We start from the raw sequence: 16,268 nt of genomic DNA on the forward strand, positions 1-16,268 counted from the left end.
ACCATGAACGCACAACTGCTCGAATCCGTCGGCCGCGAAACGGCCAAGGTGATGAACCGCTCCGACCTGACGCGTCGCCTCGTGGCCAAACTCAAGCACGAGGAAGCCGTCGTGGGGGGCATAGGCCACACCCACTTCGACCTCTGGGCTGCCGGCCAGCGCCCGCAGAACTTCTACATGCTGGGCACCATGGGCCTGGCCGCGCCCATCGCCGTCGGTGTGGCGCTGGCCCAGCCCCAGCGCAAGGTGTTTGCCCTCGAAGGCGACGGCTCGCTGCTCATGCAGCTCGGCGCCCTGGGCACCATTGCTGGCCTCAAGCTCAAGAACCTGGTCGTGATCGTCTGGGACAACGGCTCCTACCAGATCACCGGCGGCCAGCCCACCATGACGGCCAACGGCGTGGACCTGGTGGCGATCGGCAAGGGCGCGGGCCTGGCCCAGAGTGTCTGGGCCAAGGACGAGGCCCATTTCGAGGCCCTGGTCGAGGCCTCGCTCAGCAGCGATGGCCCGCTGTTCATCTGCGCACGCACCGACAACGCGCCGCCGGCCGGTGTGACCGAGCGTGACGCCGCCAAGATCCGCAACAAGTTCATGGAAGGCCTGAAGGTCAACACGCGCGGCGACCAGCAGACTTACGCCGGAGCCGCGTGATGGGCGCGCCCGTGGGTCAGCTGCTGATCGCAGGCCAGTGGGTCGCTGATGCCGCGCGCCAGGCCCTGCACGACAAATACGACGGCCAGGTCTACGGCGAGATGGCCGTGGCCTCGCCTGAGCAGGTGAGCGCCGCCGTGGCCGGCGCCGTGCTGGGCCAGCAGCAGTCCACACTCACGCCCTACCAGCGTTACAAGATCCTGCTGGCCGCGGCGCGCATCGTCGAGTCGCGCATGGAGCCGCTGATCGAGCTCATGCGCCACGAGGCGGGTTTCACCCGCGCCGACGGTGACAACGAGGTGCGCCGCTGCGTGCAGACCTTCGAGCTCTGCGCCGAGGAGGCCAAACGGCTCAACGGCGAGATGGTGCCCATGCAGGCGGCCGATGGCGTGAAGAACCGCGTCGGTTTCACCATGCGCTCGCCGCGCGGTGTGGTCTGCGTGATCACGCCCTTCAACTCGCCGCTCAATGTGCTGGTGCACAAGGTGGGCCCGGCCCTGGCCGGCGGCAACGCCGTGGTCATCAAGCCCTCGGATTTCACGCCGCTGACCGCGGTGCTGCTGTGCGAGATCCTGATCGAGGCCGGCCTGCCCCCGCAGCTGCTGGCCCTGGTGCACGGTGATGGCGCGGTGGTCGGCCCGCAGCTCTGCGCCGATCCGCGCATCGCCTTCTACGCCTTCACCGGCAGCACGCGTGTGGGCCGCGAGATCCAGCGCGCTGCCGGCTTGCGTCGCACGCAGATGGAGCTGGGCAGCATCGCCAGCACCATCGTCTGCCACGACGCGGACCAGGCCCTGGCCATCCCCAAGATCCTGAACGCCGGTTTCCGCAAGGCCGGCCAGGTCTGCACCTCGGTGCAGCGCCTGTATGTCGACCGTCGTCTCGCCGGCGAGTTTGTGCCCCGGCTCGTGGCCGCCGCGCAGAAGATGAAGGCTGGTGACCCGGCCGACCCGGCCACCATCATCGGCCCCATGATCAGCGAACATCACGCGAAACGTGCCCAGTCCTGGGTGGACGAGGCCGTGGCCGGCGGTGCGCGTCTGCTGACCGGCGGCCAACGTGTGGGCAGCGTGATCCCCCCCACCATCCTGACCGGCGTGAAACCCGAGATGAAGGTGGTGTGCGAGGAGATCTTCGCGCCCGTGATGTCGGTGATCGAGTTCGACGGCATAGACGAGGCCGTGGCCCAGGCCAATGCCCAGCCCTTCGGCCTGTCGGTGGGCCTGTTCACGGCCGACCTGCACACGGCCTTCACGGCCGCCAGGGCCCTGCGTTTTGGCGGCGTGCACGTGAACGAGGCCTCGAGCGCGCGTGTGGACGCCATGCCCTTCGGTGGCGTCAAGGACAGCGGCTTTGGCTGGGAAGGCCCGGCCTACGCCATCCGCGAGATGACCGAAGAACGGCTGATGACCATCAGCTACTGATCAACCGCATAGAGCCTGCTTTCATGATCATTGATCAACTGGCCGATTATTCCCAGAGCGAATCGGCCCGCCCCCTGCCGGCCGAGGTCACGCACCACGCCAAGCGTGCGCTGATCGACTGGTTCGCGGCGCTGTTCCCGGGCATTGCGCTGGCGCCGGGCCCGCAGCTCATGCGCACCCACGCGGACGAACTGGGACACGGAAAATCCAGCCTGCCGGGCCAGCGCACCACAGCCTTTGCCGCCACGGCGGCCTGGATCAACGGCAGCATCTCGCATGCGGCCGAGTTCGACGACATCTTCCGCGACGCGGTCTACCACCCGGGCTGTCCCACCATCGGCGCGGCCCTGGCCGTGGCCGAGGAGCGGGGTAGCAGCGGCGCGGACCTGCTCAAGGCCATCACCATAGGCTACGAGATCTCGACGCGGATCGGCGTGGCGGTGCAGCCCTCGCATTACCGCTTTTTCCACACCACCGGCACCATAGGCTGCTTCGGCGGCGCGGCGGCCACGGCGGCGCTGCTGGATGGCAGCAACCCCGATGTGATGCGCCATGCGCTGGCCACGGCAGCGACCTTTGCCTCGGGCCTGCAACAGGCCTTCCGGTCGGATGCCATGACCAAGTGCCTGCACGCTGGCCATGCGGCCTGGGTGGGCGTGAACGCCGGCAAGGGCGCGGCCCAGGGTGTCACGGGTGCGCTGGACATCCTGGAGGGCGCCGCCGGTTTCGGCGCCGCGCTGTCGGTCAATCCGAACTGGGCCGAGGCCACGCGGGACCTGGGCACGCGCTACAACATCCAGGTCATCACGCAGAAGAACCACGGCTGCTGCGGCCACACCTTCGCGGCCATCGACGCCATGCTGGACATCCGCCAGGGGCACGCCCTGGACCCGGCGCAGATCGCGTCCATCCGCATCGACACCTACCAGACCGCGCTGGACGTGACCGGCAACTTCGAGCCGCGCACCGCCTTCGAGGCCAAGTTCAGCCTGCCCTATGTGGTGGCCCATGCCCTGCTCTACGGCGCCGTGCGCCTCAACGCCTTCGAGCCGTTGCGCCTGCAGGATGCCGGCATTCGCGCGCTGATGGCCAAGACCAAACTCGTGGCCGACCCGCGCTTAAGCGCCGGTTTCCCGGCCCTGCGCGCCGCGCGCATCGTGATCACCCTGCGTGATGGGAGCCTGGTCGAGCAGTACGCACCCTGCCGCAAGGGCGACCCGGAAGCGCCGCTCTCCGACGCAGACATCAACGACAAGTTCACCGAACTGGCTACGCCCGTCATCGGTGCCGAGGCGGCGGCCCGGCTGCTGGCGCAGCTCTGGCAGATGGAACGGCTGCAGGTCGCGGACCTGCGCCTCACCAGCCTCTGAGCGTCTTGGGATGAGCGCCAGCCTCCTGATCTCCCGGCAGTTGGCCGTCGAGCACGGAGCGGCGCTGGCGCAGATCCTGGCGGCGGCCCCCCGCCGGCTGGAGCTGCTGCACTTTGACCCGGAGGTCGCCTACAGCAGCGCGCAGATCGCCAGCATCGAGGTGGCCTTTTATTCGCGCGACATATGGGAAGGCACGCAGGCCAAGCACCGCAGCCCGCAGGGGCAGGCTTTCTGGTCCCTGATCGACGCGGCGCCGAACCTGCGCTGGCTGCAGCTGGTGTCGGCGGGCCTGGACCATCCGGTCTACCAGCCCGCCAAACAACGCGGGGTGCGCATCAGCACCGCGGCGGGCACCAATGCCGAGCCCGTGGCCCTGAACGCCCTGACCGGCCTGCTGATGCTCTCACGTGATTTCCCGCGCTGGCTGCGTGCCCAGCAGCAGCGCGAGTGGGCACCGATCCAGGACACGCAATTGCCCCGGGACCTGGGCGGACAGACGGCGGTGATCGTGGGGGTGGGCCATATCGGCACGCGGATCGCCCGTGGTTTGCAGGCCCTGGGCGTGCACACCGTCGGCCTGCGCCGGCAGGCGCTGCCGGCGGAGTTTTTCGACGAGGTGCTGGGCCTGGAGGCCATCGACACGGTGCTGCCGCGCTGCGACTGGCTGGTGCTGGCCTGCCCGCTCACCGAGCAGACGCGCCGCCTGGTCGACGCACGTCGCCTGGCACTGCTGCCGCGCGGCGCGGGGCTGGTGAACATCGCACGTGGCGAGATCGTCGACGAGGTCGCCCTGATCGAGGCGCTCACGCGCGGCCACCTGCTGGGTGCCTACCTGGACGTGTTTGCGCAAGAGCCGCTGCCGCCCGAGTCACCGCTGTGGAGCCTGCCGAATGTGCTGATGACACCGCACAGCGCCTCCGCCTCCCTGGGCACGCGCCTGCGCGGCGCGGAGCTGTTCCTGCGCAACCTGCGGGCCTATCTGCAGGGTGCAGCGCTGGAAAGCGAAGCCGCGCGCAGCTGAGGGTAGCGGCCCGTCAGCGCTGCAGTAACTGCACCGTGGCGTCGGTGTAGACCGACTCCAGCGGGTAGCGCTGGCCGCGCAGGTGGTCTTCCATGCAGCGCAGCAGCAGCGGGCTGCGGTGCCGAGCCACGCTGGCGCGGATCTCGTCCGGTGTCAGCCAGACCGTGCGCACGATGCCGGTGTCCAGCTGGCGACCCGGCACCACCGCACCCAGTTCACCGGCAAAGGCAAAACGCAGGTAGGTGATGTCTTCCACGTCGCCGTCGGGCTGCGGACGCTGGAAACGCGAGAGGTAGATGCCCAGCAGGTGCGTGGGCCTGAAGGCGTGGGTGGTTTCCTCCAGCGCCTCGCGCGCGCAGCCTTCGGCGGGTGACTCGCCTGGGTCCAGGTGGCCCGCAGGGTTGTTGAGTTTCAGGCCTTCGGGGGTCTCTTCCTCGACCAGCAGGAAGCGGCCGTCACGCTCGATGATGGCCGCCACGGTGACACTCGGTTTCCAGCGCATATTCATATGCATGCATTATGAATCGCCCCCCAAATCGTTATACAGCTTATTCCTGGGTGGAATGGATTTCTCAGTTAAGCTTTCGCGATGTGCGGACGGCGCCCTGGGTCAGGGCCTGCCGGACCGTCATGCCTATCATGTTCAGGAGTTGATTTATGCAAGCTGGCACAGCTAAACCGGCGCAGCGCATCGGCGTGCCGCGGGAGACCTTCCCGGGCGAAAAGCGCGTGGCGACGGTGCCCGAGGTGGTGGAGAAGCTCATCAAGCTCGGTTTCACGGTGGCCGTCGAATCCGGCGCCGGTGACGCCGCCAATTTCAGCGATGACAGCTATCGCGCGGCCGGTGCCGAAATCATCAACGGCGCCGCGGCGCTGTGGGCCGCCGCTGACATCGTGTTCAAGGTGCGCGCACCGAGCCAGGCCGAAGTGGCGCTGATGCGCGAGGGCAGCGCCCTGGTCGGTTTCATCTGGCCGGCGCAGAACCCGGAGCTGATGCAGCAGCTGGCTGCCAGAAAAGTGACGGTGCTGGCCATCGATGCGCTGCCGCGCACGCTGAGCCGCGCCCAGAAGATGGATGCCCTGACCTCCATGGCCGGCGTCAGCGGCTACCGTGCCGTCATCGAGGCGGCCAACGCCTTCGGCCGTTTCTTCAACGGTCAGATCACGGCCGCCGGCAAGGTGCCGCCGGCCAAGGTTTTCATCGCCGGTGCCGGCGTGGCCGGTCTGGCCGCCATCGGCACGGCCGCCAGCCTGGGCGCCATCGTGCGCGCCAATGACACCCGCGCCGAAGTGGCCGACCAGGTCGTGTCCCTGGGCGGCGAGTTCGTCAAGGTCGACTACGAGGAAGAAGGCTCGGGCGGCGGCGGTTACGCCAAGGTCATGAGCGAAGGCTTCCAGCAGGCCCAGCGCGAGATGTACGCCAAGCAGGCCAAGGAGGTGGACATCATCATCACCACCGCCCTGATCCCGGGCAAGCCGGCGCCCAAGCTGATCACCGCCGAGATGGTGCGCTCCATGAAACCGGGCAGCGTGATCGTCGACATGGCGGGCGAGCAGGGCGGCAACTGCGAACTGACCGAACCCGGCCAGGCCGTGGTGAAACACGGTGTGACCATCGTCGGTTACACGGACCTGGCCTCGCGCCTGGCCAAGCAGTCCTCGACGCTGTACGCGACCAACCTGTTTCGCCTGGCCGAGGAGCTGTGCAAGGCCAAGGACGGTGTCGCCAACGTCAACATGGAAGACGATGCCATCCGCGGCCTGACGGTCGTCAAGGACGGCAGCATCACCTGGCCGGCCCCGCCGCTCAAGCAGGCTGCCGCGCCGGCCCCGAAGCCGGCCGCTGCGCCGGTGGCCGAGAAAAAGGGTGGCCACGGCCACGGCAGCAGCGGGCCCCTGCCCGCCAAGACGCTGGCCATCATCTTCGCCGTGGCGGCGCTGGCCTTCTGGTTCATCGGTGCCTACGCGCCAGCAGCCTTCCTGGGCCACTTCACGGTCTTCGTGCTGGCCTGCTTCATCGGCTACATGGTGGTGTGGAACGTCACACCGGCGCTGCACACGCCGCTGATGAGCGTGACCAACGCCATCTCCAGCATCATCGCCATCGGCGCGCTGGTGCAGATCCTGCCGCCGGAAGCCGGCACGGGCGGACGCCCGGACGCCCTGATCCGCTGGCTGGCCTTTGCCGGCATCGTGCTGACGGCCGTCAACATGTTCGGTGGCTTCTCCGTCACCCGCCGCATGCTCGCCATGTTCCGTAAATAAAAAAGAGAAGAAAGACGATCATGTCCCAAAGTCTCGCTACGGTGGCCTACCTCGGTGCCGCCATCCTTTTCATCCTGAGCCTGGGTGGCCTGTCCAACCCTGAAACCTCGCGTCGCGGCAACCTGTTCGGCATGGTCGGCATGGCCCTGGCCGTGCTGGCCACGGTGTTCGGCCCGCGTGTCAGTGCGGCCGGCATCCCCTGGATCATCGCTGCGCTGCTGGTCGGCGGCAGCATCGGTCTCTACGCCGCCAAGGTGGTGAAGATGACGCAGATGCCCGAGCTGGTGGCGCTCATGCACAGCCTGGTGGGCCTGGCGGCCTGCCTGGTCGGTTTTGCCAGCTACGTCGACACCTCGATCCAGCTCGCCGGCGCGGAAAAGGTCATCCACGAAGTGGAGATCTACGTCGGCATCCTGATCGGTGCGGTGACCTTCTCCGGCTCGCTGATCGCCTTCGGCAAGCTCAATGGCAAGATCGGCGGCAAGCCCCTGCTGCTGCCCGCCCGCCACTGGCTCAACCTGGCCGGCCTGCTGATCGTGATCTGGTTCGTGCGCGAGTTCATCCAGGCCAAGACCGTGGCCGAGGGCATGACCCCGCTGATCGTGATGACCGTCATCGCCCTGCTGTTCGGCATCCACATGGTGATGGCCATCGGCGGCGCCGACATGCCGGTGGTGGTGTCCATGCTCAACAGCTACTCGGGCTGGGCCGCTGCGGCCACCGGTTTCATGCTGTCCAACGACCTGCTGATCGTGACCGGCGCGCTGGTGGGCTCCTCCGGCGCCATCCTGTCCTACATCATGTGCAACGCGATGAACCGCAACTTCATCAGCGTGATCGCCGGGGGCTTCGGCTCCGGTGGCGGTGCGACCCCGGCCAAGTCGGGCGAGGCCGCAGCGCCGCAAGGTGAAGTCGTGCCGGTCACGGCCGCCGACACCGCCGAGCTGCTGCGCGAGGCCAAGAGCGTTGTCATCGTGCCGGGCTACGGCATGGCGGTGGCGCAGGCCCAGCACACGGTCTTCGAGATCACCAAGACCCTGCGCGAGAAAGGTGTCAAGGTACGTTTCGCCATCCACCCGGTGGCCGGCCGTATGCCGGGCCACATGAACGTGTTGCTGGCCGAGGCCAAGGTGCCTTACGACATCGTGATGGAGATGGACGAGATCAACGAGGACTTCCCGGACACCGACATCGCCATGGTCATCGGCGCCAACGACATCGTCAACCCGGCCGCGCAGGACGACCCGGGCAGCCCGATCGCCGGCATGCCGGTGCTGGAGGTGTGGAAGGCCAAGACCTCCATCGTCATGAAGCGTTCCATGGCTTCGGGTTACGCCGGTGTGGACAACCCGCTGTTCTACAAGGAGAACAACCGCATGCTGTTCGGCGACGCCAAGAAAATGCTGGACGAGGTGCTGGTCGCACTCAAGAGCTGACCCTGCCGCCGGCGGTTCCCGGACTGGTTTGCGGGGGAATCGGCGGCAGGTTCTGACAAGGCATAATCCCGCCACGGGAAAAAAGCACGACCGTGCTGGATCTTCCAGCACGGTCTTTTTTTGTTCCGCTACAGTCAGAACCGAAAACACAGGAGACAAGACATGAGCGACCGCATCTGGCTCAAGAGCTACCCCGAAGGCGTGCCCGCCGATCTGCCGCCTTCGCCCTATCCCTCGCTGGTGGCGCTGATGGAAGAAAGCTTCCGCCAGTACGCCGACCGCCCGGCCTACAGCTTCATGGGCAAGGAAATGAGCTTCGGCGAGACCGACCGCCAAAGCCGTGCCTTCGCCGCCTACCTGCAGGGCCTGGGCCTGGCCCAGGGCGACCGTGTCGCCATCATGATGCCCAATGTGCCGCAGTACCCGGTGGTGGTGGCGGCCATCCTGCGCGCCGGTTACGTGGTGGTGAACGTCAACCCCCTGTACACCGCGCGCGAGCTCGAGCACCAGCTCAAGGACTCCGGTTCGAAAGCCATCGTCATCATCGAGAACTTCGCCCACACGCTGGAGAAGTGCATCGCTGCCACCCCCGTCAAGCACGTGGTGCTGTGCGCCATGGGCGACCGCCTGGGCCTGCTCAAGGGCGCCTTGGTCAACTTCGTGGTGCGCAAGGTCAAGAAGATGGTGCCGCCCTTCAATCTGCCGCAGGCCGTGCGTTTCAACGAGGCCGTGGCCAAGGGCGAACGCGGCACCCTGCGCCAGCCCGAGATCAAACCCGACGACGTGGCCGTGCTGCAGTACACCGGTGGCACCACCGGTGTTTCCAAGGGCGCGGTGCTGCTGCACCGCAACGTCATTGCCAACGTGCTGCAGTCCCAGCTCTGGAACGAGCCGGCCATGAAGAAGATCCCGGCCGGCCAGCAGTCCACGGGCATCTGCGCCCTGCCGCTGTACCATATCTTCGCCTTCACGGTGGGCATGATGCTGTCCATGCGCATGGGCGCCAAGCTGGTGCTGATCCCCAATCCGCGCGACCTGCCGGCCGTGCTCAAGGAGCTGTCCAAGCACGTGTTCCACACCTTCCCGGCGGTCAACACCCTGTTCAACGGCCTGGCCAACCACCCCGACTTCAACAAGGTCGACTGGAGCAACCTCAAGGTCTCGGTTGGCGGCGGCATGGCGGTGCAGGGCGCGGTGGCGCAGAAATGGTTCGAGAAGACCGGCTGCCCGATCTGCGAGGGCTATGGCCTGTCGGAGACCAGCCCTTCGGCCAGCTGCAATCCGGTGACGGCGACCGAGTACACCGGCACCATCGGCGTGCCGATCCCCGGCACCTGGATGAAGATCATCGACGACGAGGGCCGCGACGTGCCCCAGGGCCAGCCCGGCGAGATCGCCATCAAGGGGCCGCAGGTCATGGCCGGCTACTGGCAGCGCCCGGACGAGACCGCCAAGGTCATGACGCCCGACGGCTGGTTCAAGAGCGGTGACGTGGGCGTGATGGACGAGCGCGGTTACTTCCGCATCGTCGACCGCAAGAAGGACATGATCCTGGTCAGCGGCTTCAACGTCTACCCGAACGAGGTCGAGGACGTGGTGGCCAAACTCGAGGGCGTGCTGGAATGCGCCTGCGTGGGTGTGGCCGATGCCCAGACCGGCGAGGCCGTCAAGCTGGTGATCGTGAAGAAGGACCCGGCCCTCACCGAGGAGAAGGTGCGCGCCTGGTGCCGCGAGAACATGACCGGCTACAAGCAGCCGCGCGTGATCGAGTTCCGCACCGACCTGCCCAAGACCCCGGTCGGCAAGATCCTGCGCCGCGAACTTCGCGACAAGGCCTGACCCGTGAGGGCAGGCCTTGCGACGAGGGCTCACTTTGCGCAGCAAAGTTAAGTGCAACGGCCGGAGTCACGCCAGGTGACCACGGCCATCCTCAGCGCGTTGGCCGAAGAGCAGCAGGGGCTGATCGAACTGTTGCGCGAACCCCGGCGCGTCGCGCGTGCCGGGCGCGAGTTCTGGCTGGGCGAGCTGCACGGCACCCCCGTCGTGCTGGCGCTCTCGCGTATCGGCAAGGTGGCTGCGGCCACCACGACCACCACCCTGATCGAGGCCTTCGGTGTTCAGCGCCTGATCTTCACCGGCGTGGCCGGCGGCATCGGCCCCGGCGTGCAGGTGGGCGACGTGGTGGTGGCCAGCGAGTTCGTGCAGCACGACATGGACGCCTCGCCGCTGTTCCCGCGTTACCAGATCCCCCTCTACGACCGTGAGCGTTTTGCCTGCGACATCGCCCTGGGCGAGGCTTTGCTGGCGGCAAGCCGTGCCAGCCTCGAAAGCCTGGCCTTGCCAGCCACGGTGCACCACGGCCTGATCGCCAGTGGCGACCGTTTTGTCTCGGCCGCCGAAGAGGCGCGGGCCCTGCATGCGGCGCTCAGCAATGCGGGACATGCCCCGCTGGCCGTGGAAATGGAAGGCGCCGCCGTGGCCCAGGTCTGCCATGACTACGCCATCCCCTACGCCGCCGTGCGCACCATCTCCGACCGCGCCGACGACAGCGCCCACGTGGACTTCCCCCAATTCGTCACCGAAGTCGCCAGCCGCTACGCCCTGGCGATCATCGACGAGTTTGTGCGCGAACTGAACAAAAGCAGCGCCAGAGGGGTTTGATGCGGGAACGCCGTGGAACGGGCTTTGCCCGGCCACTGGCGTTGTCCCCCTGAGGGGGCTGAGGGGCCGCGGCTCCAAGCCTGCCTGCGCAGGCTTGGACGAGCCCCGAAGAGTCGCAGCGTCTGGCTGCGACACCGGGCGTAGCGACACGAAGTGCGCTGCCAACAGGGGGAGATCACTTCAACCAGCCCCGCCGCCTGAAATACCACATCGGCACCAGCGCACTGGCCACCATCAACGCCAGCGCATAGGGGTAGCCCCAGGTCTGCGCGAGCTCGGGCATGTACTGGAAGTTCATGCCGTAGAGGCTGGCGATCAGCGTGGGCGGCAGCAGCGCGACGCTGGCCACCGAGAAGATCTTGATGATCTTGTTCTGGTTGATGTTGATGAAACCGACGGTGGCGTCCATCAGGAAGTTGATCTTGTCGAACAGGAAGGCGGTGTGCGAGTCCAGCGAGTCGATGTCGCGCAGGATCTGGCGCGCTTCCTCGAACTGTTCGGGGTTGAGCATCTTGCTGCGCAGCATGAAGCTGACCGCGCGGCGCGTGTCCATGGCATTGCGGCGGATGCGGCCGTTCAGGTCTTCCTGCCGTGCGATGGCGCCCAGCACCTCGCCGGCCAGCGCGTCGGTCACGTCCCCCGAGAGCACGAGCTTGCCGGCTTTCTCCAGCTCGTCATAGATGCCCTCGAGCGTGTCGGCCGAATACTCGGCGTCGGCGTCGAAGAGCTTGAGCAGCACTTCCTTGGCGTCCTCGATCAGGCCGGGGGCGCGGCGCGCGCGCATACGCAGCAGGCGGAACACGGGCAGGTCTTCGTCGTGGATGGAAAACAGCACGCCACAGCTGCGCAGGCCGGTGTTGTGCTGGTTCAGGATGAAGGCCACGCGCACGGTGCGCGGCTCTGCCTCGTCGGCGATCAGGAAGTCGCTGCGGATGTGCAGCTCGCCGTTGTCTTCCTCATAGAAGCGGGCGGATTCCTCGATGTCCTCGTCCATCGCGTCTTCCGGGATGGACAGGCCATAGTACTGCTTGACCCAGCGTTTCTCTTCGAGCGTGGGTGATTCCAGGTCGACCCAGATGGGCTGGAATCTGGAGAGTTCCTCCAGCGACTCGATCTCTTCCTGGAAGAGCCGGCCGTTGGCGAGCGTGAAGATGTTGAGCATGGCTCACTCCCTCTTGGTTGGGGCATCGGGCGGGTGGGGGTGGGGTGCGGCTTCCAACCCCCGATGCCGGGAGTCGAAAGCTACCGACTGGGGCAGGTTTCCAAGGAGCGATCTCCGGAGTGACGACAGGCGCAATTATGGCACTGCGCCGGCTTGGAGGAGGGTGGGTGTGCAGGTCTGCGGGGCCTGGGCCCGGACCTCGCGCGGGTTGCGAGGAGATGCTGCAATCCAGACATTCTGCACGGGTGCGTGCGGGCTGGCAAGCCCCTGCGCGACGGACGGAATTCAAGGGGCGAAGACTGCGAAAAACTTGTGCGGCGTCAAGGAAAAAGGATTGCATTTCGAGCGGGTCGGGCGCATAGTGAATTTGCCTGCAGCAGCGAAGTCCGAAGTCGTCGTCGGGCTTTACGGGTGCAGGCGGCAGTTCAAATCCGAGAGCAACAGGAGGCTACTCATGAACCTGACGATCAGCGGTCATCACCTCGAAGTCACCCCCGCCCTGCGCAGTTATGTCACGACCAAGCTTGATCGAATCACCCGGCACTTTGACCAGGTTGTCGATGTCAAGGTGCTACTCACCGTTGAAAAACAGAAGGAAAAGGAACGACGGCAACGTGCTGAATGCAATATCCACGTCAAGGGCAATGACCTGTTCGCGGAAAGCTCCCACGAGGACCTCTACGCAGCCGTGGATGAACTGGTCGACAAGCTCGACCGCCAGGTGGTCCGCCACAAGGACCGCCTGCAGGACCACCACCACGATGCGGCCAAGCGCCTGATGTAGGCGGCCCGCCCGCCCGCGGGGCCGGCGGTGATCCCCGCCCAGCCCCCCAAGCAGCCGCGGGCACCCCCGCGGCTTTTTTGTTGCCGGGCCATCCCAAGGCCCCTCGGGGGGCGGCCCTCGCCAGCGGGGAGCGTGGGGGACATTTTGTGTGCATAATCTGCCCACTCGAACATCATGAATCGTCTTGCGTCCATCCTGCCGACCGCACAAGTGCTTGTGCATGTCGATGCCACGAGTAAAAAACGTGCTTTCGAGGAGGTGGGCCTGCTGTTCGAGAACCTGCACGGCCTCAATCGCGCCCTGGTGACCGACAGCCTGTTTGCGCGCGAGCGCCTGGGCTCCACCGGTCTGGGCCATGGCGTGGCCATCCCGCACGGACGCATCAAGGGACTGAAGTCGCCCATGGCCGCCGTGGTGCAGCTGGCCCAGCCCATCGGCTTCGACGCGCCCGACGAGTTGCCCGTCAGCCTGCTGATCTTCCTGCTGGTGCCCGAAGCGGCCACGCAGAAGCACCTGGAAATCTTGTCCGAGATCGCCGAGTTGCTGAGCGACACCGCCTTGCGCGCCAAACTCAACACCTGCGCCACGTCGGGCGAGCTGCACGAGCTGATCGCCAGCTGGCGCTCGGCCCAGCCGGCCTGAGCCCCGGAGTGTCCCGGTGAGACCGACCGTCGTCAGCGCCGAGGTCCTGTTCGAGGAATTCCGCGGCAAGCTCAAGTGGGAGTGGGTGGCGGGCCTGGGAGCTTCCGAGCGTCGCTTCGACGAAGTGGCCGTGCGTGCGGCCAATTCCGGCGCCGACCTGGTTGGCCACCTCAACTACATCCATCCCTATCGCCTGCAGGTGCTGGGCGAGCGTGAGGTCGCCTACCTGACCAGCGCCACGCCGGAAGATTGCGAGCGCCGCATCTCGCGCATCACCACGCTGGAGCCGCCTGTGCTCGTGCTGGCCGATGGCCAGAAGGTGCCGCCGGCGCTGCTGGCCATGTGCGAGGAGGCCAACATCCCCATGTTCGCCTCGCCGGAGTCCTCGGCCTATGTGATCGACGTGCTGCGCAGCTACCTGTCGCGGCACTTCGCCGACCGTGCCTCCATGCACGGTGTGCTGATGGACATCCTGGGCCTGGGCGTGCTGATCACCGGCGAGTCCGGTCTGGGCAAGAGCGAGCTGGGGCTGGAGCTGATCTCGCGCGGCCACGGCCTGGTGGCCGACGACGCGGTGGATCTCTACCGCGTGAACCAGGACACCATCGAAGGCCGCTGCCCCGAGCTGCTACGCAACCTGCTCGAGGTGCGCGGCATCGGCCTGCTCGACATACGTGCCATCTTTGGCGAGACCGCGGTGCGGCGCAAGATGCGCCTCAAGCTCATCGTGCACCTGGTACGGCGCGAGACGCTGGAGCGCGACTACGAGCGCATTCCCTACGAGCCGCTGACGCAGGACGTGCTGGGCATCCCGGTGCGCAAGGCGGTGATCCAGGTGGTGGCCGGCCGCAACCTGGCCGTGCTGGTGGAGGCGGCGGTGCGCAACACCATCCTGCAGCTGCGCGGCATCGATACCTACCAGGAGTTTGTCGAGCGCCATCGCAAGGCCATGGGCGAGAGCTAGCCCTGGCCTCAATGAGCTGAGTGGTGGCCGCGTCCGCCCTGGCCGCGGTTCGGGCACTTGTCCTTGGTGCAGTGGGCATAGAGGCTGAGCGCGTGTTCGGCGAGCGTGAAGCCGCGCGACTTGGCCACGGCGTTCTGCCGGTTCTCGATCTCGGCGTCGAAGAACTCCTCGACCTTGCCGCAATCCAGGCAGACCAGATGGTCGTGATGCTGGCCCTCGTTGAGCTCGTAGACGGCCTTGCCGCCCTCGAAATTGCTGCGCGTCAGGATGCCGGCCTGCTCGAACTGGGTCAGCACGCGGTAGACCGTGGCCAGACCCACGTCGGAGCGGTCTTCCAGCAGCACACGGAACACGTCCTCGGCGCTCATGTGGCGCTGGGTGCCCTTCTGAAAAATCTCCAGAACCTTCAGGCGGGGCAGCGTGGCTTTCAGGCCAGTGCTCTTGAGTTCGTCGATGGTGTTCATAGGCGTGTTTCCAGGGAGGCGGTGACGCGTGGCGGCAGGCCCTGCCGCTACAATGGGCCGATCATATCGCTAGCGCCAGTTTCATGTTCATTTTCCATCGCGCCCCCGGCCGCCTGGGGCTGGCCCTGCTCTTGGGCGCCGCCCTCTCGGCCTGCAGCTTCCTGCAGCCTTACCGTGTACCGGTGGTGCAGGGCAATGTGGTCACGCGCGAACAGGTGGGGGTGCTGCGCCCCGGCATGAGCCGCATCCAGGTGCGCGACATCCTGGGCACGCCGCTGCTGGCCAGCGTCTTTCACGCCGATCGCTGGGACTACGTCTTCACCCTCAAGCGCCAGGGCGCCGAACCGCAGGCGCGCCGTGTCACCGTCTACTTCAAGGGCGAGGTGCTCGACCGCTTCGAGGCGGATCCCCTGCCCAGCGAAACCGAGTTCGCCGCCACCCTGGGCGGCCGCGAGAAGCCCAAGGTGCCGGTGCTGGAGGCGGCGCCGGAAAAGCTGCAGGAATTCCCCGCCCCGGCCCCGGCCCCCGAAGCCAAGCCCCTGCCCCCGCTGCCGGCCAGCTACCCGCCGCTGGAGCCGGCCGCCCGCTGAGATGGACCCCACCATGACTGCACAGACACACCATCCCGTCGCCATCACCGGCGCTTCCGGTCGCATGGGCCGCATGCTGATCGAAGCCGTGCACGCGACCGACGATTGCCGGCTGGCCGGCGCGCTCGATGTGGCGGCCAGCCCGGCCATCGGCAGCGATGCCACCGCCTTCCTGGGCCACGCCAGCGGCGTGCACATCACGGCCGACCTGAAGGCCGGCCTGCAGAATGCCCGCACCCTGATCGACTTCACGCGGCCCGAGGGCACCATGGCCCACCTCAAGGTCTGCCGCGAGCTGGGCGTGGCCATGGTGATCGGCACCACCGGCTTTACCGAGGCGCAGAAGGCCGAGATCGCCGCTGCCGCCAGGGACATCGCCATCATGCTCTCGCCCAATATGAGCGTGGGCGTGAACGTCACGCTCAAGCTGCTGGAGATGGCAGCCAAGGCGCTGAACACGGGCTACGACATCGAGATCATCGAGGCGCACCACCGCCACAAGGTGGACGCGCCCTCGGGCACGGCCATCAAGATGGGCGAGGTGATTGCCGGCGCACTGGGCCGCGACCTGAAGGACTGTGCCGTCTACGAGCGTTACGGCCACACCGGCGAGCGCGATCCCTCCAGCATCGGTTTTGCCACCATCCGCGGCGGTGACATCGTGGGTGACCACACCGTGCTCTTCGCCGGCACCGGCGAGCGCATCGAGGTCACGCACAAATCCGCCAGCCGCGTGACCTACGCCCAGGGCAGCCTGCGCGCCGTGCGCTTCCTGGCCGGACGCCCCAGCGGCCTGTACGACATGTTCGACGTGCTCGGGCTCAAGTGAACTGA

The 16,268-nt window shown here is 66.8% G+C and carries 16 protein-coding genes; 13 read left to right on the plus strand and 3 right to left on the minus strand.

Features of this window, described 5'->3' with window-relative positions; genetic code table 11:
• The first annotated feature begins 3 nt into the window (after window positions 1-3).
• From HTY51_RS17505 to HTY51_RS17520, 4 genes are read left to right on the plus strand one after another with little or no spacing between them, the layout of a single operon-like run.
• Window positions 4-651, plus strand: coding sequence for a thiamine pyrophosphate-dependent enzyme (locus tag HTY51_RS17505; protein WP_174253930.1), 648 nt, complete (start codon window positions 4-6; stop codon window positions 649-651).
• Complete coding sequence (locus HTY51_RS17510) at window positions 651-2,075, plus strand: aldehyde dehydrogenase family protein (protein ID WP_254606926.1); 1,425 nt, start codon at window positions 651-653, stop codon at window positions 2,073-2,075. Before HTY51_RS17505 ends, HTY51_RS17510 begins: the two co-directional genes overlap by 1 nt.
• Before the next feature lie 23 nt (window positions 2,076-2,098).
• On the plus strand, window positions 2,099-3,445 hold the full coding sequence (locus tag HTY51_RS17515; RefSeq protein WP_174253931.1) for an MmgE/PrpD family protein: 1,347 nt from the start codon (window positions 2,099-2,101) through the stop codon (window positions 3,443-3,445).
• Window positions 3,446-3,455: 10 nt separating this feature from the next.
• On the plus strand, window positions 3,456-4,466 hold the full coding sequence (locus HTY51_RS17520) for a D-2-hydroxyacid dehydrogenase (RefSeq protein ID WP_174253932.1): 1,011 nt from the start codon (window positions 3,456-3,458) through the stop codon (window positions 4,464-4,466).
• A 13-nt stretch (window positions 4,467-4,479) separates the two neighbouring features.
• On the opposite strand, the gene HTY51_RS17525 is transcribed toward HTY51_RS17520, so the two are convergent.
• Window positions 4,480-4,974: an NUDIX hydrolase gene (locus HTY51_RS17525; RefSeq protein ID WP_174253933.1), complete on the minus strand. Its 495-nt coding sequence runs from the start codon at window positions 4,972-4,974 to the stop codon at window positions 4,480-4,482.
• A 149-nt stretch (window positions 4,975-5,123) separates the two neighbouring features.
• Here HTY51_RS17525 and HTY51_RS17530 point away from each other — a divergent pair, with 149 nt between their 5' ends.
• The 4 genes from HTY51_RS17530 to HTY51_RS17545 all read left to right on the plus strand — a co-directional run bounded on the left by HTY51_RS17530 (window position 5,124) and on the right by HTY51_RS17545 (window position 10,828).
• Window positions 5,124-6,731, plus strand: coding sequence for a Re/Si-specific NAD(P)(+) transhydrogenase subunit alpha (locus HTY51_RS17530; RefSeq protein ID WP_174253934.1), 1,608 nt, complete (start codon window positions 5,124-5,126; stop codon window positions 6,729-6,731).
• Window positions 6,732-6,751: 20 nt separating this feature from the next.
• Window positions 6,752-8,167 (plus strand): Re/Si-specific NAD(P)(+) transhydrogenase subunit beta, encoded by a 1,416-nt coding sequence (gene pntB / locus HTY51_RS17535; protein WP_174253935.1) that lies wholly within the window; start codon window positions 6,752-6,754, stop codon window positions 8,165-8,167.
• A gap of 162 nt (window positions 8,168-8,329) precedes the next feature.
• Window positions 8,330-10,006 carry a long-chain-fatty-acid--CoA ligase gene (locus HTY51_RS17540; RefSeq protein WP_174253936.1) on the plus strand — a complete coding sequence of 559 codons (1,677 nt, stop codon included), beginning with the start codon at window positions 8,330-8,332 and terminating at the stop codon, window positions 10,004-10,006.
• Window positions 10,007-10,081: 75 nt separating this feature from the next.
• Window positions 10,082-10,828: a 5'-methylthioadenosine/adenosylhomocysteine nucleosidase gene (locus HTY51_RS17545; protein ID WP_174254332.1), complete on the plus strand. Its 747-nt coding sequence runs from the start codon at window positions 10,082-10,084 to the stop codon at window positions 10,826-10,828.
• A 175-nt stretch (window positions 10,829-11,003) separates the two neighbouring features.
• Here HTY51_RS17545 and corA read toward each other — a convergent pair whose 3' ends face one another.
• Complete coding sequence (corA, locus tag HTY51_RS17550; RefSeq protein ID WP_174253937.1) at window positions 11,004-11,990, minus strand: magnesium/cobalt transporter CorA; 987 nt, start codon at window positions 11,988-11,990, stop codon at window positions 11,004-11,006.
• A gap of 454 nt (window positions 11,991-12,444) precedes the next feature.
• Here corA and hpf point away from each other — a divergent pair, with 454 nt between their 5' ends.
• The 3 genes from hpf to hprK all read left to right on the plus strand — a co-directional run bounded on the left by hpf (window position 12,445) and on the right by hprK (window position 14,380).
• Entirely contained in the window at window positions 12,445-12,774 is a 330-nt protein-coding gene (gene hpf / locus HTY51_RS17555) for a ribosome hibernation-promoting factor, HPF/YfiA family (protein WP_174253938.1), read from the plus strand.
• A gap of 174 nt (window positions 12,775-12,948) precedes the next feature.
• On the plus strand, window positions 12,949-13,416 hold the full coding sequence (locus HTY51_RS17560) for a PTS sugar transporter subunit IIA (RefSeq protein WP_174253939.1): 468 nt from the start codon (window positions 12,949-12,951) through the stop codon (window positions 13,414-13,416).
• A 16-nt stretch (window positions 13,417-13,432) separates the two neighbouring features.
• Complete coding sequence (gene hprK, locus HTY51_RS17565; RefSeq protein WP_174253940.1) at window positions 13,433-14,380, plus strand: HPr(Ser) kinase/phosphatase; 948 nt, start codon at window positions 13,433-13,435, stop codon at window positions 14,378-14,380.
• Window positions 14,381-14,388: 8 nt separating this feature from the next.
• Here hprK and fur read toward each other — a convergent pair whose 3' ends face one another.
• A complete protein-coding gene (fur, locus tag HTY51_RS17570; protein ID WP_174253941.1) occupies window positions 14,389-14,844 on the minus strand; it encodes a ferric iron uptake transcriptional regulator in 456 nt (151 codons plus the stop codon).
• Between the two features lie 83 nt (window positions 14,845-14,927).
• On the opposite strand from fur, the gene HTY51_RS17575 reads away from it, so the two are divergent.
• Together HTY51_RS17575 and dapB are read left to right on the plus strand one after the other, a co-directional pair.
• A complete protein-coding gene (locus HTY51_RS17575; protein WP_174253942.1) occupies window positions 14,928-15,434 on the plus strand; it encodes an outer membrane protein assembly factor BamE in 507 nt (168 codons plus the stop codon).
• Between the two features lie 13 nt (window positions 15,435-15,447).
• Window positions 15,448-16,263, plus strand: a complete 816-nt coding sequence (gene dapB / locus HTY51_RS17580) for a 4-hydroxy-tetrahydrodipicolinate reductase (RefSeq protein ID WP_174253943.1) — start codon at window positions 15,448-15,450, stop codon at window positions 16,261-16,263.
• Window positions 16,264-16,268: the final 5 nt, after the last annotated feature.

It is taken from the genome of Rhodoferax sp. BAB1, from assembly GCF_013334205.1.
Lineage (GTDB): Bacteria > Pseudomonadota > Gammaproteobacteria > Burkholderiales > Burkholderiaceae_C > Hylemonella.

Coding starts and splice junctions, on each gene's coding strand:
- HTY51_RS17515 (WP_174253931.1), top strand. CDS start 2,099: ATGATCATTGATCAACTGGCCGATTATTCCCAGAGCGAATCGGCCCGC.
- pntB (WP_174253935.1), top strand. CDS start 6,752: ATGTCCCAAAGTCTCGCTACGGTGGCCTACCTCGGTGCCGCCATCCTT.
- fur (WP_174253941.1), bottom strand. CDS start 14,844: ATGAACACCATCGACGAACTCAAGAGCACTGGCCTGAAAGCCACGCTG.
- HTY51_RS17510 (WP_254606926.1), top strand. CDS start 651: ATGGGCGCGCCCGTGGGTCAGCTGCTGATCGCAGGCCAGTGGGTCGCT.
- HTY51_RS17560 (WP_174253939.1), top strand. CDS start 12,949: ATGAATCGTCTTGCGTCCATCCTGCCGACCGCACAAGTGCTTGTGCAT.
- HTY51_RS17525 (WP_174253933.1), bottom strand. CDS start 4,974: ATGAATATGCGCTGGAAACCGAGTGTCACCGTGGCGGCCATCATCGAG.
- HTY51_RS17540 (WP_174253936.1), top strand. CDS start 8,330: ATGAGCGACCGCATCTGGCTCAAGAGCTACCCCGAAGGCGTGCCCGCC.
- corA (WP_174253937.1), bottom strand. CDS start 11,990: ATGCTCAACATCTTCACGCTCGCCAACGGCCGGCTCTTCCAGGAAGAG.
- dapB (WP_174253943.1), top strand. CDS start 15,448: ATGACTGCACAGACACACCATCCCGTCGCCATCACCGGCGCTTCCGGT.
- HTY51_RS17520 (WP_174253932.1), top strand. CDS start 3,456: ATGAGCGCCAGCCTCCTGATCTCCCGGCAGTTGGCCGTCGAGCACGGA.
- HTY51_RS17505 (WP_174253930.1), top strand. CDS start 4: ATGAACGCACAACTGCTCGAATCCGTCGGCCGCGAAACGGCCAAGGTG.
- HTY51_RS17530 (WP_174253934.1), top strand. CDS start 5,124: ATGCAAGCTGGCACAGCTAAACCGGCGCAGCGCATCGGCGTGCCGCGG.
- hpf (WP_174253938.1), top strand. CDS start 12,445: ATGAACCTGACGATCAGCGGTCATCACCTCGAAGTCACCCCCGCCCTG.
- HTY51_RS17575 (WP_174253942.1), top strand. CDS start 14,928: ATGTTCATTTTCCATCGCGCCCCCGGCCGCCTGGGGCTGGCCCTGCTC.